This window comes from Altererythrobacter sp. CAU 1778 (genome assembly GCF_054482795.1).
Map to the genome: position 1 here is coordinate 977,199 of NZ_JBTLRP010000001.1, position 22,454 is coordinate 999,652.

18 protein-coding genes and 1 tRNA gene are annotated in these 22,454 nt (G+C 64.6%); 3 read left to right on the plus strand and 16 right to left on the minus strand.

The genetic code is table 11. The features are described from left to right. Positions 1-17: 17 nt before the first annotated feature. From ACXYN8_RS04505 to ACXYN8_RS04520, 4 genes are all read right to left on the minus strand, one after another. A complete protein-coding gene (locus ACXYN8_RS04505; RefSeq protein WP_458888118.1) occupies positions 18-1,397 on the minus strand; it encodes a transglutaminase-like domain-containing protein in 1,380 nt (459 codons plus the stop codon). Next, positions 1,319-1,900, minus strand: coding sequence for a DUF3857 domain-containing protein (locus ACXYN8_RS04510; protein ID WP_458888119.1), 582 nt, complete (start codon positions 1,898-1,900; stop codon positions 1,319-1,321). Before ACXYN8_RS04510 ends, ACXYN8_RS04505 begins: the two co-directional genes overlap by 79 nt. A gap of 230 nt (positions 1,901-2,130) precedes the next feature. Beyond that, positions 2,131-2,931, minus strand: coding sequence for a phosphoribosylaminoimidazolesuccinocarboxamide synthase (purC, locus tag ACXYN8_RS04515; protein ID WP_458888120.1), 801 nt, complete (start codon positions 2,929-2,931; stop codon positions 2,131-2,133). A gap of 148 nt (positions 2,932-3,079) precedes the next feature. Continuing rightward, positions 3,080-4,384: a cation:proton antiporter gene (locus ACXYN8_RS04520; protein ID WP_458888121.1), complete on the minus strand. Its 1,305-nt coding sequence runs from the start codon at positions 4,382-4,384 to the stop codon at positions 3,080-3,082. A 112-nt stretch (positions 4,385-4,496) separates the two neighbouring features. Here ACXYN8_RS04520 and ACXYN8_RS04525 point away from each other — a divergent pair, with 112 nt between their 5' ends. Next, the gene (locus tag ACXYN8_RS04525) at positions 4,497-5,933 is read left to right on the plus strand and encodes an NAD-dependent succinate-semialdehyde dehydrogenase (protein ID WP_458888122.1); all 1,437 of its coding nucleotides are present in this window, start codon (positions 4,497-4,499) and stop codon (positions 5,931-5,933) included. A 57-nt stretch (positions 5,934-5,990) separates the two neighbouring features. Here ACXYN8_RS04525 and ACXYN8_RS04530 read toward each other — a convergent pair whose 3' ends face one another. The 7 genes from ACXYN8_RS04530 to infA form a co-directional block, all read right to left on the minus strand. Next, positions 5,991-7,415 (minus strand): aldehyde dehydrogenase family protein, encoded by a 1,425-nt coding sequence (locus ACXYN8_RS04530; protein WP_458888123.1) that lies wholly within the window; start codon positions 7,413-7,415, stop codon positions 5,991-5,993. 89 nt (positions 7,416-7,504) lie between these two features. Beyond that, the gene (locus ACXYN8_RS04535; RefSeq protein ID WP_458888124.1) at positions 7,505-8,485 is read right to left on the minus strand and encodes an NAD(P)H-dependent flavin oxidoreductase; all 981 of its coding nucleotides are present in this window, start codon (positions 8,483-8,485) and stop codon (positions 7,505-7,507) included. A 90-nt stretch (positions 8,486-8,575) separates the two neighbouring features. Beyond that, positions 8,576-8,650, minus strand: a tRNA-Phe gene (locus tag ACXYN8_RS04540). A gap of 108 nt (positions 8,651-8,758) precedes the next feature. Further along, positions 8,759-8,929, minus strand: a complete 171-nt coding sequence (gene yacG / locus ACXYN8_RS04545) for a DNA gyrase inhibitor YacG (protein WP_458888125.1) — start codon at positions 8,927-8,929, stop codon at positions 8,759-8,761. Beyond that, positions 8,922-9,887: a ribonuclease gene (locus tag ACXYN8_RS04550; RefSeq protein WP_458888126.1), complete on the minus strand. Its 966-nt coding sequence runs from the start codon at positions 9,885-9,887 to the stop codon at positions 8,922-8,924. Before ACXYN8_RS04550 ends, yacG begins: the two co-directional genes overlap by 8 nt. Beyond that, positions 9,880-10,455: a Maf family protein gene (locus tag ACXYN8_RS04555; protein WP_458888127.1), complete on the minus strand. Its 576-nt coding sequence runs from the start codon at positions 10,453-10,455 to the stop codon at positions 9,880-9,882. Before ACXYN8_RS04555 ends, ACXYN8_RS04550 begins: the two co-directional genes overlap by 8 nt. 6 nt (positions 10,456-10,461) lie before the next feature. Then, on the minus strand, positions 10,462-10,719 hold the full coding sequence (infA, locus tag ACXYN8_RS04560; RefSeq protein ID WP_011413465.1) for a translation initiation factor IF-1: 258 nt from the start codon (positions 10,717-10,719) through the stop codon (positions 10,462-10,464). 204 nt (positions 10,720-10,923) lie between these two features. Here infA and ACXYN8_RS04565 point away from each other — a divergent pair, with 204 nt between their 5' ends. After that, the gene (locus ACXYN8_RS04565) at positions 10,924-13,869 is read left to right on the plus strand and encodes a TonB-dependent receptor plug domain-containing protein (RefSeq protein WP_458888128.1); all 2,946 of its coding nucleotides are present in this window, start codon (positions 10,924-10,926) and stop codon (positions 13,867-13,869) included. Here the strand turns inward: ACXYN8_RS04565 and ACXYN8_RS04570 are convergent, their stop codons facing one another. Beyond that, positions 13,870-14,994: a BaiN/RdsA family NAD(P)/FAD-dependent oxidoreductase gene (locus ACXYN8_RS04570; RefSeq protein WP_458888906.1), complete on the minus strand. Its 1,125-nt coding sequence runs from the start codon at positions 14,992-14,994 to the stop codon at positions 13,870-13,872. Positions 14,995-15,112: 118 nt separating this feature from the next. Here ACXYN8_RS04570 and uvrC point away from each other — a divergent pair, with 118 nt between their 5' ends. Continuing rightward, a complete protein-coding gene (gene uvrC, locus ACXYN8_RS04575; RefSeq protein ID WP_458888129.1) occupies positions 15,113-17,068 on the plus strand; it encodes an excinuclease ABC subunit UvrC in 1,956 nt (651 codons plus the stop codon). On the opposite strand, the gene ACXYN8_RS04580 is transcribed toward uvrC, so the two are convergent. The 4 genes from ACXYN8_RS04580 to thiL form a co-directional block, all read right to left on the minus strand. Beyond that, positions 17,069-17,974 carry an acyl-CoA thioesterase gene (locus ACXYN8_RS04580; protein WP_458888130.1) on the minus strand — a complete coding sequence of 302 codons (906 nt, stop codon included), beginning with the start codon at positions 17,972-17,974 and terminating at the stop codon, positions 17,069-17,071. Between the two features lie 46 nt (positions 17,975-18,020). Next, a complete protein-coding gene (locus ACXYN8_RS04585) occupies positions 18,021-19,166 on the minus strand; it encodes a GNAT family N-acetyltransferase (protein ID WP_458888131.1) in 1,146 nt (381 codons plus the stop codon). A 109-nt stretch (positions 19,167-19,275) separates the two neighbouring features. Beyond that, positions 19,276-21,429: a sodium-translocating pyrophosphatase gene (locus ACXYN8_RS04590; RefSeq protein WP_458888132.1), complete on the minus strand. Its 2,154-nt coding sequence runs from the start codon at positions 21,427-21,429 to the stop codon at positions 19,276-19,278. A gap of 135 nt (positions 21,430-21,564) precedes the next feature. After that, positions 21,565-22,437 carry a thiamine-phosphate kinase gene (gene thiL, locus ACXYN8_RS04595; protein WP_458888133.1) on the minus strand — a complete coding sequence of 291 codons (873 nt, stop codon included), beginning with the start codon at positions 22,435-22,437 and terminating at the stop codon, positions 21,565-21,567. Positions 22,438-22,454 lie beyond the last annotated feature (17 nt).

Here is a 22,454-nt window from a genome sequence, read left to right on the forward strand (position 1 = left end):
GTCGGGCAAGGGGGCCGTTACTTATCTCCGAAACAAGGTGGGTTGGCTCCCGTCCAGTCGATCTCGCCATAAGCAGGCACGGCCGACTGATTTTTCAGCTTCACTAGGCTGCTGCCCTCGTCGTGGTAGATCAGTGCTTTGGAGTTGTCGAAATCGGGCTGGCGCGCGTTGTCTGCTGCAGCGAGGTCGGCGCCTATCTCGGAAACATCGCTTCGGGACGATCGAACCATGCGGATCGTCCGATCGTCGCGACGTTCCATCATGCGATAGTAGTTGCGAGCGTAAAGCGTCGTGTCGAACACATCATTGTAGCTCCAGTCGCCAAGCTTGGTATCGTCCGGCAGCCGCACGGTCGTGACGTTGCAGACGTAGGACGGCTCGGTGCTGTAGGGTAGAGTAGCATCTTGGTTCGATGGACGCTCCAGCTTTGCAGGCGGAAAGAATCCGCCACCGGGAAGCGCCAGGCTGGTGTAGTTGTCCGACTTTTCCCAATCCGCGTCGAGCAGCCCTTCTATTTCGAGGACGCTGGCGAGGGTTTCCCGGTCGAACCGGTAATTGACCGATGTCACGTCGTCCCATCCATCGGCAAGCAGCGCTTCGCGAAAAGCCGTTTCGCTCTGCGCCTTGCCGAGGGGCGACAATTGCATGTGTTGTATCACGGCCTTCGCACCGCGGATGACGGAGGTATGTTTCCACACGGCTGGCCGATCGAACCCGGCACGCGCGTCGATCTCGACCAGTTCCATCTCCGTCGGAAGTTCCAGCATGGGCTTGGATACCGGCTCGAGATCGCTGCCGGTGGCCGTCAGCGGGAGCGCGAAGCGATAGGGCAGCAACGGCTGCCGCAGCGCGCCGACCACTTCGGGCAATGTACCGTCGAGCCAGTAGTCCACGCCGGCAACGTTTGCCCGGACCAGCACATGGTCGAACAGCAGCGGGCTGGCCAACCGCTGGTCGAGGCCATCGTCTCCGCCTTCATTGTTTACGACCACCGCCTGCGCGGGAATGCCCAGCTCTTTCAGCAGGGCCATGAGCAGCACGGTCTTGCCCTTGCAGTCGCCGTAACGGCGTGCCCAGGTCTCATCGGCCGTCTCGGGCGTCATGTTGCCGCCGTTGAGGCCGACATAGACGTAGCGCACCTGCTGCTGCACCAGTTCAAGCGCGGCGTTGACCCGGTCCATCGGGTCCGAATGGGCCGCCGCTATCCGTTGCGCTTCTGCGCGCAAGGGGGACTTGGTTCCAAGCTCTGCCGCTTCTTCATACAGCCCGTGAAAACGCCGGGACATTTGCGGCCAGTCTGCAAATTGCGAATATTCGATCACCCGCGTCCAGCCGTAGCGGGCCGGCGCTCCTTCCGGTACGCGCAAGATGGGCGGATCGACGAATTCGACGGCCACCGAATTGGCATCCTGCATGACCGAAGCCTGCAGGGCCGGCGCAATCTTGATGGCCGGAGCGTGGCCGTCTTCCCAATTGAGCGCGAGCCGAACCGCGCCGGGGGGGGCGGCACGTCCAGGATGTAGAGCAGCCCGTAGCTCACGTCGCGCAAGGTCGGGTCGCTGGCGGGCAGCGAATAGGCGAGCGTCAGATCGTCTCCAACGCGCAGGTCTGGTACCTTGAGCGTCGCGGTGAGCAAACCGTCGAGCATCGCGGTTTCCAGTTGCTCTTCCCGGCGCAGGATCTGGAATTCGGTCGATTTGAGCACATCGATCACGGTCCCGTCGCGCGTGATTTGCAGTGCGTGAATCACGGGTTTCCCCGCAGCCGGGTTCCAGCGCAGGGCGATATTCCCGGCCTGTAGCGCCTGCGACGTCAGGATGCGGACCGTCTGGTCGAAATAGCTTTGCTGGCCGCCGGAATGAATGTGCGCGACGTAATTGTTCGCGCGCAAGTAGAGCATCCCGTCCGCGTCGTCGGGAACGGGCCGCTTTTCGCTGGGCTGCGCCCAGTCCGGGGCAGGCCCGAACGCGATTTCGTCCGGCTGGGCCAGTACGGCGCAAGGCCAGACCGCAATCGCGACGACAGCCGTAGAGATAGTGAAACGCATCGACAGACCCCCCTGTTTACAAAGGGGAACATTCCATCGCCGCGGTCAGGTGGCAAGTACAGCTTGCCGCCAATAGACGTCTTTTACTTCTTCGGCTTGCCGCGCAGGCGGTTGCGGTGGCTGGAGAGGTCGAAGACTTCGCCCGCATTGCCGTTGTCGGTGTTTTCCAGCAGGCCGAGGCGACGGGCGACTTCCTGATAGGCTTCGCTCTCTCCGCCAAGGTCGCGGCGGAAGCGGTCCTTGTCGAGCTTCTCTCCGCTGGTCATGTCCCACAGGCGGCAACCGTCGGGGCTGATCTCGTCCGCCAGGATCACCCGGCTGTAATCGCCGTCGTAGATGCGACCGAATTCCAGCTTGAAGTCGATCAGGCGAATGTCGATCGCGGCGAACATTCCGCACATGAAGTCGTTTATGCGGATGGCCATGCTGGAGATGTCCTGCATCTCTTCATGGCTTGCCCAGTTGAAGCACGCGATATGCTCTTCCGCGATCAGCGGATCGCCCAGCGCGTCGTCCTTGTAATAGTATTCGATCAGCGTGTGGGGCAGCGGTTCGCCTTCCTCGATGCCGAGGCGCTTGCTGATGGAGCCGGCAGCGACATTGCGAACCACGACTTCTATCGGGATGATCTCGCACTGGCGGACAAGCTGTTCGCGCATGTTGAGCCGACGGATGAAGTGCGTCGGGATGCCGATGTGCGACAGGCGGGTGAAGACGTGTTCGCTGATGCGATTGTTGATCACGCCCTTGCCGCTGATCGTGCCCTTTTTCTGAGCATTGAAGGCGGTAGCGTCGTCCTTGAAATACTGGATGATCGTGCCCGGCTCCGGACCCTCGTAGAGGATCTTGGCCTTGCCTTCGTAGATCTGGCGGCGACGTGACATGGGCGGGCCTTCCGATTGGCGAAATACAATCGCCCCGGCACACGAGAGACGAGTCCTCGCGCAGGCCCGGGGCGTTTTGTCTCCCTTAGTGCGAAAGGGGCGACAGCGCAATTGCGATGGGGAGCGCGCGCCTTGGCAGGCGCCTTCGTCAGACGTGCGGATCGCCGGTGACGATTTCCAGCGGTACCTCGCCGCTGTCCTGCAACGTCCCGATTACCTTGCCGAGCGTGGCCCGCTGCACCAGCACGCTGAACAGCACAGCGGCGAATGTCGCCGCCAGCAGCACATCGCGCACAGGTCCGGAGGGAAGGGACAGGGCGAGCGCGATGGAGATGCCGCCGCGAAGACCGCCCCACCACAGCACCCGTCCTGCGCCCGATGCTGCTGGCTTTGCCTTGGGCACGACGCGGGTGGACAGCGCGATGGCGATCGCGCGCGCTGCCAGCGTGATGCCGATAGCGGCGATGCCGAAGCCGATTTCAAGCACGCCGGGGACCAGCACGATCAGCTCCAGACCGATCAGCAGAAAGAGTATGGAGTTGAGCAGTTCGTCCACCAGTTCCCAGAACTTGATGACGTAATCGCGGGTGACGTCGCTCATTGCGTAGGTGACACCGTGATTGCCGATCAGCAGTCCGGCGACGGCCATCGCCAGCGGGCCGGAGATATGCAGCTTTGTGCACAGGGCGTAGCCGCCCATCACCACGGCGAGGGAAATCAGCACTTCCAGTGCGTATTCGTCCATCGATCGCATGGCGCGAAAGCCCAGCCAGCCTGCGACGAGCCCGACGAGAATGCCGCCGCCCGCCTCGACTGCGAACAGGCGCGCGCCCTCTGCCAGAGAGAAGTCCGCACCCGTCACCGCCGCGCCCAGCAGGATGGTGAAGACCACGATGCCGACGCCGTCGTTGAACAGGCTTTCCCCGGCCACCGCCGCCTGCAGGCTTTCGGGCACATTCTCTTCCTTCAGCACGCCGAGGACAGAGACGGGGTCGGTCGGGCTGATCAGCGCGCCGAAGACGAAGTACCAGATCGGCGCGATGGGCAGGCCGATCAGCTCTCCTAGCCCCCAACTGGCGAGCCCGACGATGACCGTTGATATGATAACACCCACGGTCGAAAGCATCAGCACCGGAAACCAGTCCGCCTTAAGCCGGTCGAGATCGACGTGCAGCGCACCGGCGAACAACAGAAAGCTGAGCATTCCCTGCAACAGCGTGTCGGTGAAATTGAGCTGGGAGAGAAGGTCCGCGACATAATTGTCGAGGCTGACACCCGGCAGCACCGCGTTTGCCACCAGCAGCAGGATTGCAGCCAGTGCACCCATCACAGTCAGCCCGATGACATGCGGCAGCTTGATGAAGTGATGGTTGAACCAGCCGAGCAGGGCGGACGCGACCACCAGCAGCGCGGCGAGTTCGAAAGGCGACATTCCGGCAGGGGCGTGTTCCATGGCCGCTGGCTTAGGCAGATACCGCCGCACCGCACAAGCTTGTGTCGCGGGAACCGTCGCGACGGCCCACGCGCTTTCGATGGGTATCCCACTTGCAACGAGAGAATATTCCATGGCCGAACAGCTGCCCTGCCACGACCTGCTCAAAGACTACCTCACTGACGATGGCATCGCGGTGAAGAACCCCGCCACGGGCAAGACGATCGCGACCGTGCGGGACTGGCCGATCGATGCGATCGACGAGGCGGTGGACACGATTGCCGATGCCTGGGCCGACTGGCGCGGTCGGCTGGCGGAGGAACGCGGCGATATCATGCGCAAATGGTACGAGCTGATGATCGCGCGGCGCGAGGATCTCGCCCAGTTGATGACGGCAGAACAAGGCAAGGTCATCGCGGAAAGCCGCAGCGAGGTCGATTACGGCGCCGGTTTCGCCAAGTGGTTCGCGGAAGAGGCGCGGCGCGTATATGGCGATACTATCCCGGCGCATGATGGCAACGCGCGCATCGTGACCATTCGTCAGCCTGTGGGGCCGGTCGCAGCGATCACGCCGTGGAACTTTCCCATCGCGATGATCACGCGCAAAATATCCCCCGGCTTGGCGGTCGGCTGCCCGGTCATCGTCAAGCCGGCCAGCGCCACGCCGCTGTGCGCCCTGGCAATTCAGGAACTTGCGTATCAGGCGGGCATCCCGCGCGAAGTCTACATCACCGTCACATCCAGCAGCGCGAAGGACGTGGGCGAACTTCTCTGCAAGCACGAGCGGATGCGCAAGATCAGCTTCACCGGCTCGACCGAGGTCGGCAAGACGCTGATGGAATGGGCATCCAGCACGGTGAAGAAGGTCTCGCTCGAACTCGGCGGGAATGCGCCCTTCATCGTGTTCGACGACGCGGACGTCGATGCCGCCATAGAGGGGATAAAGGTCGCCAAGTTCCGCAATGCCGGGCAGACCTGCATCTGCGCCAACCGCGTGCTGGTGCAGGACGGCATCTACGACGAATTCATGCAGAAATTCGATAAGCTGATGGACGATCTCAGGGTCGCGGAGGGCACGGCAGACGACGCAGACATCGGTCCCCTGATCGATGCCGATGCTGTCGAGAAGGTGGAAAAGCTCGCCAGGGATGCGGAGGCGAAGGGCGGCAAGCTGCGCTGGTTCGATATCGACGTTTCGCAGGACGGCAGCTTCGTGCGGCCCGGCATCGTCGAGAACGCATCGCCGGACATGGACCTCGCCCAGACCGAGATATTCGGTCCGCTCGCCCCGATCTTCCGCTTTAAGACCGAAGCAGAGGCCATCGAACTCGCCAACGCCACCAACGTCGGTCTCGCCGGATATTTTTATTCGCGCGACGTCGGGCGCTGCTGGCGCGTGGCGGAGGCGCTGGAATACGGCATGGTCGGCATCAATTCGGGCGCGATCTCGACGCCCGTCGCGCCTTTCGGCGGGGTCAAGGAATCGGGGCTGGGCCGCGAAGGTTCCAAATACGGCATCGACGAATATCTCGAGGTCAAATACCTCTGCTACGGTGACATTTCCGGCTGATACGAAAAGGGCGGCACCATTGCGGTGCCGCCTTTTTGTTCGTTCGGTTGGCGAAGGTCAGACGAGCGCGTCGCGTTTCACCGTGATGACCTGCGGATAGGTGAATTCCTTCAACCCTTCGATGCTGTTTTCCGCACCGACGCCCGACTGCTTGTGTCCGCCGAAAGGCGCGAAGGGGGAGAGGTGCATGAACTCATTGACCCAGACCGTGCCGGTTTCGAGCTGCTCCGCAATTGCGACGCCCTGGTCGGTGTCCTTGGTCCAGACCGCACCGGCAAGTCCGTAATCCGAATTGTTCGCCCGCTCGATCGCCTCTTGCGCGGTCGAGAATTTCATCAGCGGCATGACTGGGCCGAACTGCTCCTCGGCCACGATGCGCGCGTCCTCGGGCGGATTGTCGAGGATGGTGATAGGCACGTAATATCCGGTGCCGGACGGGTCATGGTCGCCGCCGACGAGGAACTTGTAGCCATTGTCCCTGGCGTCCTGGATCAGTTCCAGAACGCGCTCGTACTGCTTCTTGTTCTGGATCGGGCCAACGCCCGTCCCCTGCTGCGACCCGTCGCCGACCGTCACCGTCTTCGCAAAATCGGCGATCGCCTGGCTCAGTTCGTCGTAGATGTCTTCATGGATATATACGCGCTTGGCCGCGATGCAGACCTGTCCGGCGTTCTGGAAGCTGGACCAGAACAGCTGCTGCGCGACCTTCTGCACGTCGACATCGGGCATCACGATGCTGGCATCGTTCCCGCCCAGTTCCAGCGTTATGCGCTTCAGATCCTTCGACGCACCTTCCATGATCTTCTTTCCCGTCGCCGTGGAGCCGGTGAAGGTGATCTTGTCGATGCCGGGATGCCCGGTGATCAGCGGGCCGAGTTCGTCCGGGCCGGTGATGATGTTGAGCACGCCAGCAGGGACGACGTCCTTCACCAGTTCGGCGAAGCGCAGCGTCGTCAGAGGCGTGAAGGGCGACGGCTTCAGCACCATGGTGCAGCCCGAAAGCAGCGCGGGCGCGATTTTCTGCACCGCCATCAGCAGCGGGAAATTCCACGGCACGATGCCGCCGACCACGCCCACCGGCACGCGCCGGGTGCGCGACAGGCGGGTTTCGCTGTCTTCGTTGGTGGTTTCTTCCAGGTTCAAGGAAGACAAACCGGCGATCATGCCTGCTGCGCCGTAGATTTCGCCCTTCGCCTGCGCATGGGGCTTGCCCTGTTCGCTGGTCAGCAGGCGGAACAGCTCGTCTGCGTTTTCCTTCACTGCCGCGGCCATCTTGCCCAGCACCTCGCGGCGTTCTTCTACCGTGGTCTTGCGCCAGCTCTTGAAAGCGGTGCGGGCGGCGTCGACCGCCTTGTCGAGTTCCGCCGCGCCGCAGGCGGGGACTTGCCCGATCACTTCTTCGGTCGCGGGATTGACGACGTCGAGCCACTCGCCGTTGTCGGTGAGCTGCCCGTCGATCAACGTGCTGTATTGTTTAGCCATAATGTCTCTCTCTCTCCTTTGGCGCACGATGTAGCAGGCCGCCAGACCGGCTGTCGTGCGCGAATTGGTTTCACCGTGCGTAGCTCGCGTCAGCCCGCGACGTTCGCCAGCCGGGCGCGCACGGCTTCCGCCTGTGACATGATATTGGCGACCAGCTGCTTGCTGGTGGGGATGTCGTGGACCAGCGCCTGGCTCTGGCCGCTCGACCAGATGCCGCCATCCATCTCGCCCTTGGCATAGACGCTTTCGCGCCCGCGCGCGCCCGCCATCAGGTGCTTCACATCCTCGAACGTGCTTTCGGGATTGCGCTGGATGGTGGCGACTTCCTCCGAAACCGCATTGCGCGCGACCCGGGCAGTATTGCGAAGCGGACGACCGACCAGCACCGTGTCGAGCTCCGTATTCTCGACGATCTGCTGCTTGACGTTGGGGTGGATCGCCGCCTCCTGCGTTGCGCAGAAGCGAGTGCCCATGTTGACCGCATCCGCGCCCAGCGCCAGCGCGGCGACCAGGCTGCGCCCGTCTGCCATGCCGCCGCTGGCGACGATCGGGGTGTCGGGCAGGGCATCGACCGTGGCAGGCAACAGCACGACAAGCCCGACGTCATCCTCGCCCGGATGCCCGGCGCATTCGAAGCCGTCGATGCTGATGACGTCGACGCCCTTCCTCACCGCGCTTTCGGAATGGCGGACGCTCGTGCATTTGTGGATGACCTTGACCCCCGCTTCCTTGAAGGCGGGCAGGTGATCGGTCGGCGCGCGGCCCGCGGTCTCGACGATCTTCAGGCCGCTTTCGATGATCGCTTCGCGGTACTCATCGTAGGGAATCGGGTTGATCGAGGGCAGCAGGGTGAGGTTCACGCCGAACGGCTTGTCGGTCAGGCCGCGAACCTTGTCGATTTCTTCCCGCAGCGCTGCGCCGCTCGGAAACATGTGCGCGGTGATGAAGCCGAGCGCGCCCGCCTCCGCCACAGCGGCGACCAGTTCGCCGTAACCCACGCCGGTCATGCCGCCCATCAGGATCGGGGTTTCGACACCGAACATCTCGGTGATCCGCGTCTTGAATGCCATCGCTCTCTCCGTTTCTCTCGCGGGTCTAAACGCCAGCAAAGAGCGCTCGCGTCAATGGCGAGTTTCGAAAAGAGACTGAGGATGGAGGGGTGGTGCCCGGGGGCGGAGTCGAACCACCGACACGACGATTTTCAATCGTCTGCTCTACCACTGAGCTACCCAGGCATCGCCGTTGCGGGTGCTGCCGGTGGCAGCGGCCCGTTGCGAATGAGTGCGGGCCTATGGCGAAGCCCCGCGCGCTTGGCAAGGGGGCATTTTCGCGACAGGCTTGTGCTATTCCTCGTGCGCCAGGTCTTCCGGCGAGGCGCGCTCGCCGGGCAGGGCGTAGCCATCGTTGAACCATCGGTTGAGATCGCGGTCGCGGCAGCGCTGCGAGCAGAATGGTGCGTGGTCCGCACTGCGCGGTTTCCTGCACATCGGACAGGGACGGGAGGGATTACTCATGCGGCACGATCTGGGCCTGCGCCGCCTCGATCGCAAGGCCGGGATCGGTCGCGATACGGACCGGGCGGCCGCAGCGGCGCTCCAGTTCCGAAAGCCAATCAGGCTTGAGTTTTGCCTTGAGCGCCGGGTGCACGGTGATGAGCGTCATGCCCGGCCCCTCGACCAATTCGGCGCGTCGCAATGCCATGCGCGCGGCCATGCCGACGCGCGACGTGGCAAAGCGGTGTAGCAGCGACGGCCCCTCCAGCCGTGCGACGATCTGGACGAAGCCGAAGCCGTTCATTGCCGTGCGCTCATGCGGCCAGTTTGCAAGGGCATCATCAAGAGCCGCATCGACGGCCTTGCGATCGCCCTTGGCCCCCAGCGTGGGAAAATCGATCCCGATGGAACCGCCAAGGTCGAATTGCCTGATCGCGCGCGCGAGCGGCTCGACCGCGGCCAGCGCCAGTTCGCGCGGCGGCAGGTCACCGTCTATATCGACCACAGTCATGGCAGGGGTGACGCTGAACAGCAGGCCCCCGCCTGCGAATGGTACTTCGCCGGAGGACGCGCTCTCCCAGACATCGTCCCACAGGCCAGAAGAAAAGCGCCGGACCGAATTGCCCGAAAGGAAAACGTCGTCGCGCGCAGTCGGTCCTTCGGCTTCGAGTTCGACGACGCGGCCCTGCGCGCGCTTGAAGCGGCCGCGTTCGGCAATCGCGGCGCGAGTGATGACGAGGGGCAGGTGGCTACCCTCAGTCGCGCGGACGGGTATGCGGTCGACGAGAACTTCGATCCCGTTCTCGGTCCGCGCCAGCCCGCGTGTGCGACCTGCGGGCTTGGAGACCAGTTTGGCGACGGTAGTGGAGCCGACCGGTAGATCGCCTGCCCACCGCAGTTTCGCAGCCAGTACCCGGTCGCCATCGACCAGCAGCGCGCGCTGCTCGCCGATGCCGTCTTCGACCAGCCATTCAGGCAATGGCGAAACCCGCCGATTTGAGCAGCGTCCGCGTCTCGTGAAGCGGCAAACCGACGACACCCGAATGGCTGCCGTGGATGCGCGAAATCAGGCCTTCGGCAATGCCCTGAATGGCGTAGCCTCCGGCCTTGCCCTCCCACTCGCCGCTGGCGAGGTAGGCGCCGATCTCCTGTTCGGACAGCCGTTTGAACATCACCACGGTCTCGCTCATTTTCTCGCGCATCACGCCGTCCGGCGCGCGCAGTGCAATGGCGGAGAAGACGCGGTGGCGGCGGCCTGACAGCAACTCGAGACACTGGCGCGCCGTAGCTTCGTCTTCGGCCTTGGGCAGGATGCGGCGGCCGGCGGCAACCACCGTGTCGCCAGCCAGCACATGAGCATCAGCCGAAGCAGCCGCCTCAGCCTTCTCGCGCGCCATGCGCCTGGCATACTCGCGCGGAAGTTCGCCCTTGCGCGGCGTTTCGTCGATGTCGGCGGGATTCACACCGGCAGGCGTCACGCCGAGCCGCGCGAGCAGCTCGCGGCGGCGCGGACTTGCGGATGCGAGGATGAGTGTGGGCTGGCCCACGATCGCTTATTGCGGGCCGGGGCCCTGACCCGGTCCGCCACGGCCAGGCATGAAGCGATAGGTGATGCGCGCCTTGGTCAGGTCATAGGGCGTCAGTTCGCACAGCACTTCGTCACCAACCAGCACGCGGATGCGGTTCTTGCGCATCTTGCCTGCGGTGTGGCCGAGCACTTCATGGCCGTTTTCGAGCTCTACCCGGAACATCGCGTTCGGCAGCAGCTCGACCACCTTTCCGCGCATTTCGAGGAGTTCTTCTTTGGCCATGCAGTATCGTATCCGTTTCAGTGTGTTGCGGTCTGGCCGCGCCCTTAGACGGACACGGGGTAAAAGGGAAGCCTCGGCAGCGTTTGTCGCAGGAACGCTGACGCCCTGCGACAGTTTGTTACCAAAATGCGGGTTGCCGGGGCGGGGCTGGTTCGCCAACCTCTGACTTCAGAGGGGCGAACGCACGATACAAGGTAGTCCGCATTGCCCCGTTTTCAACTCCGTCACCTGCTGTTGACCGCCACCACGCTTGCGTGCCCGCTGGCCGTGCCTGCCTACGCGCAGGATGCCGCCGATACGTCCGAACCGGCGGAGGGCAATGTCATCATCGTGCAGGCGGAGCGGCAACGCGGGCAGGTCGACACCGATATCCCGCCGGTCATCGAACTCAACGAGGAAGAGATCGCGGCCTACGGCGCAGGCTCCATCGCCGACCTGGTCGAGGCGCTGGCGCCGCAGACATCTTCCGGCAGTGGGCGGGGCGACGGGCGGCCAGTGTTCCTCGTCAACGGCCAGCGTGTCGGCAGCTTCCGCGAGTTCCGCCGCTACCCGCCCGAAGCGATTGAGAAGGTGGAAGTGCTGCCGGAAGAAGTGGCGCTCCAGTTCGGTTACCCGGCGACGCAGCGGGTCATCAACTTCATCCTGAAGGAGAACTTCGCCAGCCGCGAGGTCGAAGGCGAGTACGGCGGACCCACCGCAGGCGGCCGCGCCACCGGCGAGGTCGAGGTTTCACAGCTGACCATTAACGGCGCCAATCGCCTCAATCTGGGCGCGGAGTTCAACACATCCAGTATGCTGACCGAGGATGAGCGCGACATCATCCAGACCGAAGGCAGCGCCCCGACCGTGGCGAGCGATCCCGATCCGGCGCGTTATCGCAGCCTCGCGTCCGACAGCGAGAGCGTGGAACTGGAAGCGACCTACAATGGCTCGCTCGGCGCAGGTCCCGGGGCGGGATCATACTCGATCAACGGCAATGTGCAGCGCGACGCAAGCCGATCCCTGTCCGGCCTCGATGTCGTCAGGCTTACCGCGCCGGACGGTACCACCGAAATTCGCACGCTGGACGACAATCCGCTGACCCGCCGCAGCCGCACGACGACGCTCTCGACCAGCGGATCGATCCAGAAGCCGCTCGGCGACTGGCAAAGCAACTTCACCATCGACGGCGTGCTCACCGACACCCGCACCCGCACCGACCGTCGGCGCGATACATCCGCGCTCGTCGCTGGCGCGGCGGCCGGTGATTTCGCCATCGATGGCGCGCTGCCCGGCGTTGCGGATGCAGGGTTCGACACCGCCGATAACCGCACCTACTCGGTTACGAGCAAGGCGACGGTAAACGGCAATCCGCTGCTGCTGCCCGCCGGCGAAGTCTCGACCACCTTCGACATCGACTTCGACTGGAAGCGGATTGAGAGCGACGACACCCGCTCTAACGCGCCGGTCCAGCTTACCCGGCGGCGTCTGTCGGGTGGCACGAACGTGAACATTCCCGTGGCGGAGCGGGACGGCGCTTGGGGTGCGATAGGCGATCTGGGGCTGAACTTCGGCCTTGGCATAGAGGACGTTTCCGACTTCGGCGTGCTCGGCACCTGGTCGACCGGCTTCAACTGGCGTCCGACCGAACGGTTCAGCTTCACCGGCAATTACAGCTACCGCGATGCCGCCCCCAGCCTCACGCAACTTGGCGCGGCACAGATCACGGATTTCAACGTGCCGGTATACGATCTGCGCAACGGAGAGACCGTGCTGGCGAGCGTCACCACGGGAGGCAATCCCGATCTTGCGTCGGAGACCCAGCGCGACCTGAAGCTGGGCGCGAATTACGAGATCGACCTGTTCGACCGCGCCAATCTGGTGGTCGAATATTACAACACGTCCTCGCGCGATGTGACCTCATCGTTCCCACTGCTGACGCCCGCCATCGAAGCAGCCTTCGCCGACCGTGTCACGCGGGACACAGATGGCACCTTGCTGGCCATCGACCGTCGCCCGATCACCTTGGCGGAACGCGACAATTCGCGCATCCGCTACGGCTTCAATCTTTTCGGGCGCGTCGGCAGGGCCGCGCCCGAAGGGGCGGGCGATGGCAATGGCAATCGGCGCGGCGGACGCTTCGGCGCAATGGCTGCTGCGGCCCGGCCGTCTGACGCGCCGGCACAGGGTGGCGGTTTCAACCGCGAGGCCTTTGCCGCGGCACGCGCCAAGTTCTGCGCCACGCCAGATGGGGAAGTACCCGATATTTCCGCTCTGCCCGAACGGATGCAGGAACGCCTGCGCGGTGAAAACGGGCAGGTCGATCCGGAACGAATCGCGCAGGCTCGCACCCGCATTTGCTCCGATGACGGTGCCGGGGGCGGAATGCGCGGAATGGACCCGGAGCAGTTCGCCGCCCTACGCAAACAGTTCTGCGAAAACCCCACTACGCCGATTGATCCGGCAACTCTGCCGGAGCGTATTCGCGAGCGGCTGACCGGGCCTGACGGTCAGATAGATACCGCGCGACTGGCTGAGTTCCGCGAGCGATTCTGTGCACTTCCCGCACCGCAGGCGCAGGGCGAAGCCGCAGCACAGGCCGAGCGGCGAGGCGGCGGCCAGCGCGGTGGCGGCGGTGGTGGCAGAGGTGGTCGCGGCGGCGGCGGGTTCGGCCCCGGCGGCGGCGGCGACGGGCAGGGGCGCTGGAACCTGTCGCTCTACCACACGATCAATCTCAACGACGATGTGCTGATCGCCCCCGGCGTTGCACCGCTCGACCTGCTGGACGGCGACGCCCTTGGAAACAACGGGACCCCGCGCCACACCGTGCAGCTGGAAGGCGGCGTGTTTTTCAAGGGACTGGGGCTTCGCGCCTCCGCCAATTACGAAGGCAAGTCCCGCGTCGACGGCAGCGGGCTTCCGGGTTCGAGCGATCTTTATTTCGGCGATCTCGCGACGCTCGACCTGCGCCTGTTCGCCAATCTTGAGGAACTGGCCGGAGAGGAACCGGGCTTTCTCAAGGGCACCCGCCTATCGCTGCGCGCGAACAATATCTTCGACACGCGGCGCGAGGTCCGCGACGAGAACGGGGTGGTTCCGCTCAGCTACCAGCCGGGTCTGATCGACCCGATCGGACGCTTCGTGGAAATCGAATTCCGCAAGGTGTTCTGATCACAGGGCTTCGCCGGCTGCGACGCCGCTCGCCCAAGCCCACTGGAAATTGTATCCACCGAGCCAGCCGGTGACGTCCACCGCCTCACCGATGGCGTAGAGGCCCGGCACGCGCTTCGCTTCCATCGTCTGTGACGACAGTTCGGCGGTCGATATGCCGCCTGCCGTAACCTCGGCCTTGGCGAAACCCTCGGTACCGTTGGGGCGGAAGGGCCAGCGCTTCAGCCGCTCCTGCGCGGTGCGCAGGGCTTTGTCCGACGCGTTGCCGAGTTCGCTTTCGACGCCCAGCTTGTCGCTCAGGATGTCGGCCAGCCGCGCGGGCAACTGCTCGCGCAAAATGCTGCGCAGCGTAAGTCTGGGCGTCGTGCGTTTGCGCTCGATCAGCCAGTCGCCCGACTTTTCCGGCAGGAAATCTATGCTCACCGGCTCGCCCGGCTTCCAATAGGAACTTGCCTGTAGGATCGCCGGCCCGCTGAGCCCACGATGAGTGAAAAGCGCAGCCTCGGCAAAGCGCACCTTGCCGGCCTGGGCCTCGACGGGCGAGGAGACTCCGGAGATTTCGCGGAACAGCACCTCTTCCCCGCCGAGCGTCAGGGGAACGAGGGCGGGGCGCGGTTCCACCACCTTTAGGCCGAACTGGCGGGCGAGGCCGTAGGCGAAATCGCTCGCCCCCATCTTCGGGATCGATGGTCCGCCGGTCGCGATGACAAGCGCGCGCGAGGCGCACCAGCCGGAGCGGGTTTCGACCAGATAGTGGCCTTCCGCCTGCTCGACCGCGCCGACCGCTTCGCCGCAGCGTATCGTCACGTCCGCGCGCTCGCATTCTTCCAGAAGCATGGCGACGATCTGTTTGGCCGAGCCGTCGCAGAACAATTGCCCCAAGGTCTTTTCGTGCCAGGCGATGCCATATCGCTCGACCAGCGCGAGGAAATCGCGCGGCGTGTAGCGGGCCAGCGCGCTCTTGGCGAAATGCGGATTGGCGGAAAGGTAGTTGGCGGGTCCGGCGCCGAGGTTGGTGAAGTTGCACCGCCCGCCGCCGGAAATCAGGATCTTGCGCCCGACTTCAGGCGCTTTTTCGAGCACGAGCACCCGTCGCCCCCGCTGTCCCGCGCGCGCCGCGCACATCAGTCCGGCAGCGCCGCCGCCCAGCACGATGGCATCGAAAACATTGTCTGCAGGAATTTTGTCCACGGCGCCCCATCGCGGCTTTGCCATTTGCGCGCAAGATTCCTATCTCGCCCGCATGGCGCGCACTCCGGCAGGCACTCCCCACGATCCCCGCGGCGCGGCGCGTTTCAATGAAGAGCGCGCGGCCTACACGGTGAAGGGTCAGAAAGGCGATGGCGCGCAGCCCGATCTCGAAACCGGGGTCAAGGCCGTGCGCGACACGGTACGGACGCTCAGGCCCGTGCCGGGTGTCTACCGGATGCTCGATGCGCGCGGTGATGTGCTCTACGTCGGCAAGGCGCGCAGCCTGAAGGCGCGAGTGGCGAACTACGCGCAGGTGGCAGGGCTGACCAATCGCCTGCAGCGCATGGTCAGCCAGACGCGGGCGATGGAAATCATCGTCACCAACTCCGAAGCCGAGGCACTGCTGCTCGAAGCGCAGCTGATCAAGCGTTTCCGCCCGCCCTACAACGTGCTTTTGCGGGACGACAAAAGCTTCCCCTTCATCCTGCTGCGCGCAGGCCACGACTATCCGCGGATCCAGAAACATCGCGGCGCGCGGCGGGCCAAGGGCAATTACTACGGCCCCTTCGCCAGCGCAGGCAGCGTCAACAAGACGATCAACGCGCTGCAAAAGCTGTTCCTGCTGAGGAGCTGCACCGACAGCTTCTTCAACAATCGCGACCGGCCCTGCCTGCTCTACCAGATCAAGCGTTGCAGCGCGCCTTGCGTCGGTCGGATCGACCAGCCGGGCTATGACGCACTGGTGCGACAGGCGAAGGATTTTCTGTCAGGCAAGTCGTCGTCCGTGCAGGCCGATCTGGAACAGCAGATGGCAAAGGCCGCGCAGGATCTCGATTTCGAAACGGCGGCGATCCTGCGCGACCGGCTGCGTGCGGCGACATTCATCCAGGGCTCGCAGGCGATCAACGCCAGCGGCGTCGGCGATGCGGACATTTTCGCTCTGGCGGCCAAGGGCGGGCAGATCGGCATTCAGGCCTTCTTCGTCCGCGGCGGGCAGAATTGGGGGCATCGCGCCTTTTTCCCAAGCCACACGAAGGATGTCGAAGACGGGCAGGTTCTGGCTGACGTGCTGGCGCAGTTCTACGAGGAAGTGCCCCCGCCGCGCACCATTCTGGTCGACCGTGAATTGCCGGAGCAGGCGTTGCTGACCGAAGCCTTCGGTGCGTTGGCGGAACGCAAGGTCGAGATTTCCGTCCCTCAGCGCGGCGACCGGCGCCGTCTGATGGAGCAGGCCAGCCGCAATGCGTCCGAAGCGCTCGATCGGCGGTTGGCGGAAAGCGGCACCAAGGCAAAGATCCTGCGCGAACTGGCGGAATTCCTCGAACTCGAAGCACCGCCCCGGCGGATCGAAATCTACGATAACAGCCATATCCAGGGCGCAAAGGCCGTGGGTGCGATGGTCGTCGCCGGGCCGGACGGGTTCGAAAAGGGGCAGTATCGCAAGTTCAACATCAAGACCGCGCAGACCAACGACGACTTCGGCATGATGCGCGAAGTGATGGAGCGGCGCTTCAGTCGCGCGATGAAGGAAGATCCGGATCGCGAAAGCGGGGCATGGCCCGACCTCGTGCTGATCGACGGCGGCAAGGGGCAGATGAGCTCCGTGCGCGAGACGCTGGAGGAACTCGGCATCGAGGATGTGCCGCTGATCGCCATCGCCAAGGGGCCGCACCACGGGCGCGAAGGGCGCGAGGTGTTCCATTTCCCCGACGGGCGGGAGAAGACCCTGCCGACCAATTCGCCGGTGCTGTTTCACCTCCAGAACCTGCGCGACGAGGTGCACCGCTACGTCATCGGAGCACACCGGGCGAAGCGCAGCCGCGCGATCACCGCGTCACCGCTGGACGAAATCCCCGGCATCGGCCCGTCGCGCAAGCGCGCGCTGCTGCTGCACTTCGGGACCGCCAGCAAGGTCCGCGCCGCCGCGCTCGACGACCTCAAGCGGGCGCCCGGCGTCAGTGAAGGCGTCGCGCAGGCGGTCTATGATTTCTACCACGCGGGCGGTTGATTACGCGGTCTTTGGGATCCGTTTGCGCATCATGCCTTCTTGCGCGACGCTGGCGACCAACGTGCCGTCGGCGGTGAAGATGCGTCCGCGATTGAAGCCGCGGCCCGATCCGCTCCACGGACTGTCGGTGGCGTAAAGCAGCCATTCGTCCGCCCGTGCTTCGCGGTGAAACCAGATCGCATGGTCAAGGCTCGCGCCGACCAGTTCGCCGCGCATCCATGTGAGCCCGTGGGGCAACGCGCTGGTGCCGAGCAGGGTGAAATCGCTGGCGTAGGCAATTACCGCGCGGTGCATGGCGGGATCGTCTGGCAAGGGCGCGACCGTGCGGAACCAGCTGAAGGCTTCCGGCTCGCTCGGTTCGCTGTTCATCCAGTGCAGCTTGCCGGCGGTGCGCATCTCGATCGGTCGCGGGCGCGTCATCATCGCGCGCTGCACTTCATTCATTGCGCCCATCTTTTCCATGATCTCGCGGCGCTGCTCCTGATCGGATTTGAGATCGTCGGGGGCAGGCACGTCAGGCATGGGGCTGTCGTCGTGGGTCAGACCATCTTCCGGCTGCTGGAAGCTGGCCGTCAGGTTGAGGATCGGGCTGCCTTCCTGGCTGGCCACGACACGACGGTTGGCGAAGCTGCGCCCGTCGAAATCGGCGGCAACGCGGTGGTCGATGCCGATACCTTCGACGCCGCCGCGCAGGAAGTAGGCGTGCAGGGAGTGAGCCGTCTTGCCGCCGTCCACGGTCGCCTGCGCGGCCTGTAGCGCCTGTGCGATCACCTGCCCGCCAAACACGCGACCCACACCGTCCTTCTGATACCGGCCGGCGAAAAGCATCGGCTCACCCTCGGTGACAGTGAGCAGCGCGACGAGATCGTCGACGAGCGCCTTGGGGTCATGGTCCTGTTGAGTCATGGCCATGCCCTTGCTGCGCTGCGGCAGCGATTGCAAGCCGCCCCCGTCAGAGCGGGCGGCTCTTTTCCCGGGCGACGATCTGGCGGAAGGCCGCGCGGCGCAGGCTGCCGCCGATGCCCACGCTAATGCGACCCACGGCCAGGCGTTCCTTCCAGATGCGATCGATCATCGGATGGTCGGGCATAGCGCAGCTGTCGCACCATTCGATGTCGCCGCGGGCCAGCAGGTCGAGATTCTCGATTTGCAGGAGCACGCCGGGAGAAAACCGCGCGAGATCCTCGTCATAGGTCGTCTTGTAGCTGTAGGCCCCCGGCGCCGCGATGAAATTGGCCAGCATGGCGACGGGACGCTGATCGAGCGTCAGCGTCAGGCGTTCCAGAAGGCCCCGCTCCGCCGCCCCGGACAGGGCCGCCTGAAACAACGCCTTCGTATCTTCCTGGCTGGCGAGAGCGGAATCGCCCTTTCCCTTCCAGCCCGCGGCTTCGAGCGCGAGGAACTGCGCGATCCAATCGTCCAGCCCGCTGTCGTCGCTGTCGCGCTGAAACGCCAGCGTCCCCGTCTCTTCCAGGCGGCGCTTCTGGCGGCGCAATTCCTTGCGCTTCTTCTGCGTCATGGCGGCTTCGAAATAAGCCTGCGGCGAAAGCGCTGAATGGAGCAGCGCGCGCTGTTCCTCCCTGACCACCGAAACCCGGCGGTTGCTCAGCGCCGTTCTGCGCAGGGCAGCGATCACGGGTGTGTCGAGCGGGATCTGCGAGAGGTGCAGGAACAGGCGCTGCCCGGAATTGGCGTCGCACCAGTCGAGCGCGCCGCGCCAGAAGAGATCCTCCAGCCCACGCGCGACCAGCGGCAATCCGCAGAAGCAGTTCTCGTGCACCCAGATGCGCCAGTGCGGCAGCAGGAAGCGATCGTAACGCAGCTGCGGCTGGACCGGCAGCAGTCCGATGAGCCGACCGTAGTGACGCACTGTCAGCAAAACGACGTCGCGCGCGCCCCTTATGTGCGTCAGGGCAGGGAGGAGGTACCAGCTTTCGAAAAACGGATTGGGCGTAGCGGCGGCGCGGGCCAGCCGGTCCCAGTCGTCCATCAGCGCCGTATCGCTCGCAATCTGCGACGCCCGCAACGCGTCGACAACCAACGGGCCGCTGGTCCCTTGCGCCACGTCCGCTTCGCTGATGGTCTGCACTATTCCCATTGCGGCGCGAAACTAGCGCCAAGTGGTGACCATTTTGCAAACGCGACAGGCCAAGAAAAACCCCGCCGGAATCGCTCCCGGCGGGGTCTTTCCCATCGATCGAAGACAATCAGCCCGCGGCGAGCGCTGCCAGCAGCAGCAGGGCCACGATGTTGGTGATCTTGATCATCGGGTTCACGGCGGGGCCCGCGGTGTCCTTGTACGGATCGCCAACGGTGTCGCCGGTCACGGCAGCCTTGTGGGCTTCGGAGCCCTTTCCGCCGTGATTGCCGTCCTCGATGTACTTCTTGGCGTTGTCCCACGCGCCGCCACCGGCGGTCATGGACAGCGCCACGAAGATGCCTCCGACGATCACGCCGAGGAGCAGGGCACCCAGTGCCGCGAAGCCGTTTTCCTGTCCCGCTATCAGCGTGATCAGGAAATAGACCACGATCGGGGCGAGCACCGGCAGCATCGAAGGCACGATCATTTCCTTGATCGCGGCCTTGGTCACCAAGTCCACCGTGCGGGCGTAGTCCGGCTTCGAGGTTCCGGCCATGATGCCCTTGTCGTTGGCGAACTGTTCGCGCACGTCCTTAACCACGTCGCCCGCAGCGCGGCCGACAGCGGTCATGCCCATTGCACCGAACAGATAAGGCAACAATGCGCCGAGCAGCAGCCCGACGATGACGTACGGGTTCTCGAGGCTGAAATCGACGTCCGCATTCGGGAAGAACTCGGCCAAATCGGTGGTGTAGGCGGCGAACAGGACCAGCGCGGCAAGGCCGGCCGATCCGATCGCGTAACCCTTGGTCACTGCCTTGGTCGTGTTGCCGACCGCGTCGAGCAGGTCGGTCTTTTCACGCACGCTGTCGTCGAGGCCCGCCATCTCGGCGATCCCCCCGGCATTGTCCGTGACCGGCCCGTAAGCATCGAGCGCCACGACCATTCCCGCCAGCGCCAGCATGGCGGTTGCCGCATAGGCGATGCCCATGAGACCGGCGAGCTGGTAGCTGACGATGATGCCCGCAACGATCAGGATCGTGGGCAGGGCGGTGGATTCGAGGCTAATCGCGAGACCCTGGATCACATTGGTGCCGTGGCCCGTTTCCGATGCCTTTGCGATGGAGCGCACCGGGCGATAATTCGTGCCGGTGTAATACTCCGTGATCCAGATGATCAGCCCGGTGATGGCGAGACCCACCAGCGAACAGTAGAACAGCGCCCAGCCGGTGAAGCTGACGACCTGTTCCGACACACCTTCTTCCGACAGCGGAGCGCCCGGATCGATGTTGACCGGTGCGCCTCCGACAACCGTGTCGAGGCCGCCCAGTGCATAGTGGATGGCGAAGCCGATCAGCGGAATGGACAGCAGCGCGGTGACGATGAAGCCCTTGTACATCGCGCCCATCACGTTCGTGCCACCCTTGCCGAGCTTCACGAAATAGGTGCCGATGATGCTGGTGAGGATGCAGGCACCCCCAATCAGCAGCGGCAATGCCATCATGGGCATCAGCAGGTCGCCGAGGTTCTTCAGCAGCAGCGCCGTCAGCACCATGGTTGCGCCCACGGTCACGACGTAGGTTTCGAACAGGTCGGCGGCCATGCCCGCACAATCGCCGACATTGTCGCCCACATTGTCCGCGATGACGGCGGGGTTGCGTGGATCGTCCTCCGGAATGCCAGCCTCGACCTTGCCGACGAGGTCGGCGCCGACGTCGGCAGCCTTGGTGAAGATGCCGCCGCCCAGACGGGCGAAGATCGAGATCAGCGATGCGCCGAAGGCGAGGCCGACGAGGCCGTCGATCACTTCGCGACTGTTCGCAGCATGACCTGCAACGCCCGCCAGATACCAGAAGAACACCGCGATCGCGAGGAGGGCGAGGCCCGCCACCAGCATTCCGGTGATCGCACCCGCCCGGAAAGCGAGGGTCAGGCCCTGCTGCAAGCCCTTTTCGGCAGCAGCGGCGGTGCGCACGTTGGAACGGACCGAGATATTCATCCCGATGAAGCCCGCGACGCCCGACAGGATCGCGCCGATGACGAAGCCGATGGCGGGAATGGCGCCGAGGAAAACCCCGACGAGAACCGCCATGACAGCGCCGACGATGGCGATGGTGGTGTACTGACGCTTCAGATAGGCCTGCGCGCCTTCCTGAATGGCGCCGGCGATTTCCTGCATTCTGGCGTTGCCGGCACTCGATCCGAGAACCTGGCGACTGGTGACGAAGCCATACACGATGGCCAGCAGTCCCAGCACGATGGCAATGAGAACTAGATCCACAAATATCCCCTCCCGTTATGTGTTTGCACCCGGCATGGGAGACGCCGGGGCATTCGGGCGAGAGGTATCAGCGGCAGCAAGGCGCTGGCAAGAGGGTTAAGCGCGTGCCCTTGGCGGCGTTTCCGTATGGGCGGTCTAGCCGTGGGTATAGCCCAGCGGGCCGGGTGCGGGCCGGGCGCCATCGACCAGCAGGGCGGCATCCTGCCGCTGGATGACGGAACCGATGCGCGTTGCGGCGACCGGCGGCAGGTGGCCAGCGGGAAGGGTGAAGAGCAACTGGTAGTCGTCCCCCCAGCGCACGCATTCGTCCGCCCGCGCCGGGTCGGCGACCGGGAAAGCGCGACTTTCCAGTTGGATGGTCGCATCGCTGGCCCTGCCCATGCGTTCGGCGTCGAGCAGCAGCCCGTCGGACACGTCCATCATCGCGGTCACCAGCGGAGCCAGCGCGCGACCTTCAGCCAGCAGCGGGGCGGGGCGACGATAGGCGAGATCGTTGTCGCTCCCGCTGCCCCGTCCCGTCTCCGACAGGCCCAGCATGGCGCGGCCCAACGTGCCGGTCACGAAAACCTCGTCGCCGACCTGCGCCCCGCGCCGGTCGGGCACGGGGGAGCAGGTCGCGCGCCCGATGGCAGTGCAGCTCCAGCTCCGCGGACCGGGTCCGCGCACCGTATCTCCGCCGAGCAACGGGACGGAGTAGGCATCCAGCACCTCGCGCAGGCCGACAAGAAATCGCTCGTCACCATCGCCAAGCGCATGGGTCAGCAAGACCCCCAGAGGCTCCGCACCCTTCGCGGCAAGGTCGGAGAGGTTCACCGCGACCAGCTTCCACGCGATGTCCGCCGGATCCTCATCTTCTCGCACATGGATGCCTTGCAGCAGGCTGTCATGCGTCAGCACCAGCGTTTCGCCGCCCACTTCCAGGACCGCGACGTCGTCTTCCAATCCGCGTGCGGCCGGATGGCGGGCGAGGGCGCGCAAGGCCTCGACGAAGGCGCGCTCGCCCGTCATAGGGGCCGCAACGCAAT

What these genes read in the sequence shown, in the direction of transcription:
- purC (WP_458888120.1), bottom strand. Translation starts at nt 2,931, where the DNA reads ATGTCACGTCGCCGCCAGATCTACGAAGGCAAGGCCAAGATCCTCTAC.
- ACXYN8_RS04530 (WP_458888123.1), bottom strand. Translation starts at nt 7,415, where the DNA reads ATGGCTAAACAATACAGCACGTTGATCGACGGGCAGCTCACCGACAAC.
- ACXYN8_RS04525 (WP_458888122.1), top strand. Translation starts at nt 4,497, where the DNA reads ATGGCCGAACAGCTGCCCTGCCACGACCTGCTCAAAGACTACCTCACT.
- ACXYN8_RS04580 (WP_458888130.1), bottom strand. Translation starts at nt 17,974, where the DNA reads ATGACTCAACAGGACCATGACCCCAAGGCGCTCGTCGACGATCTCGTC.
- ACXYN8_RS04535 (WP_458888124.1), bottom strand. Translation starts at nt 8,485, where the DNA reads ATGGCATTCAAGACGCGGATCACCGAGATGTTCGGTGTCGAAACCCCG.
- ACXYN8_RS04570 (WP_458888906.1), bottom strand. Translation starts at nt 14,994, where the DNA reads ATGTGCGCGGCGCGCGCGGGACAGCGGGGGCGACGGGTGCTCGTGCTC.
- infA (WP_011413465.1), bottom strand. Translation starts at nt 10,719, where the DNA reads ATGGCCAAAGAAGAACTCCTCGAAATGCGCGGAAAGGTGGTCGAGCTG.
- thiL (WP_458888133.1), bottom strand. Translation starts at nt 22,437, where the DNA reads ATGACGGGCGAGCGCGCCTTCGTCGAGGCCTTGCGCGCCCTCGCCCGC.
- yacG (WP_458888125.1), bottom strand. Translation starts at nt 8,929, where the DNA reads ATGAGTAATCCCTCCCGTCCCTGTCCGATGTGCAGGAAACCGCGCAGT.
- ACXYN8_RS04510 (WP_458888119.1), bottom strand. Translation starts at nt 1,900, where the DNA reads ATGCTCTACTTGCGCGCGAACAATTACGTCGCGCACATTCATTCCGGC.
- uvrC (WP_458888129.1), top strand. Translation starts at nt 15,113, where the DNA reads ATGGCGCGCACTCCGGCAGGCACTCCCCACGATCCCCGCGGCGCGGCG.
- ACXYN8_RS04520 (WP_458888121.1), bottom strand. Translation starts at nt 4,384, where the DNA reads ATGGAACACGCCCCTGCCGGAATGTCGCCTTTCGAACTCGCCGCGCTG.
- ACXYN8_RS04585 (WP_458888131.1), bottom strand. Translation starts at nt 19,166, where the DNA reads ATGGGAATAGTGCAGACCATCAGCGAAGCGGACGTGGCGCAAGGGACC.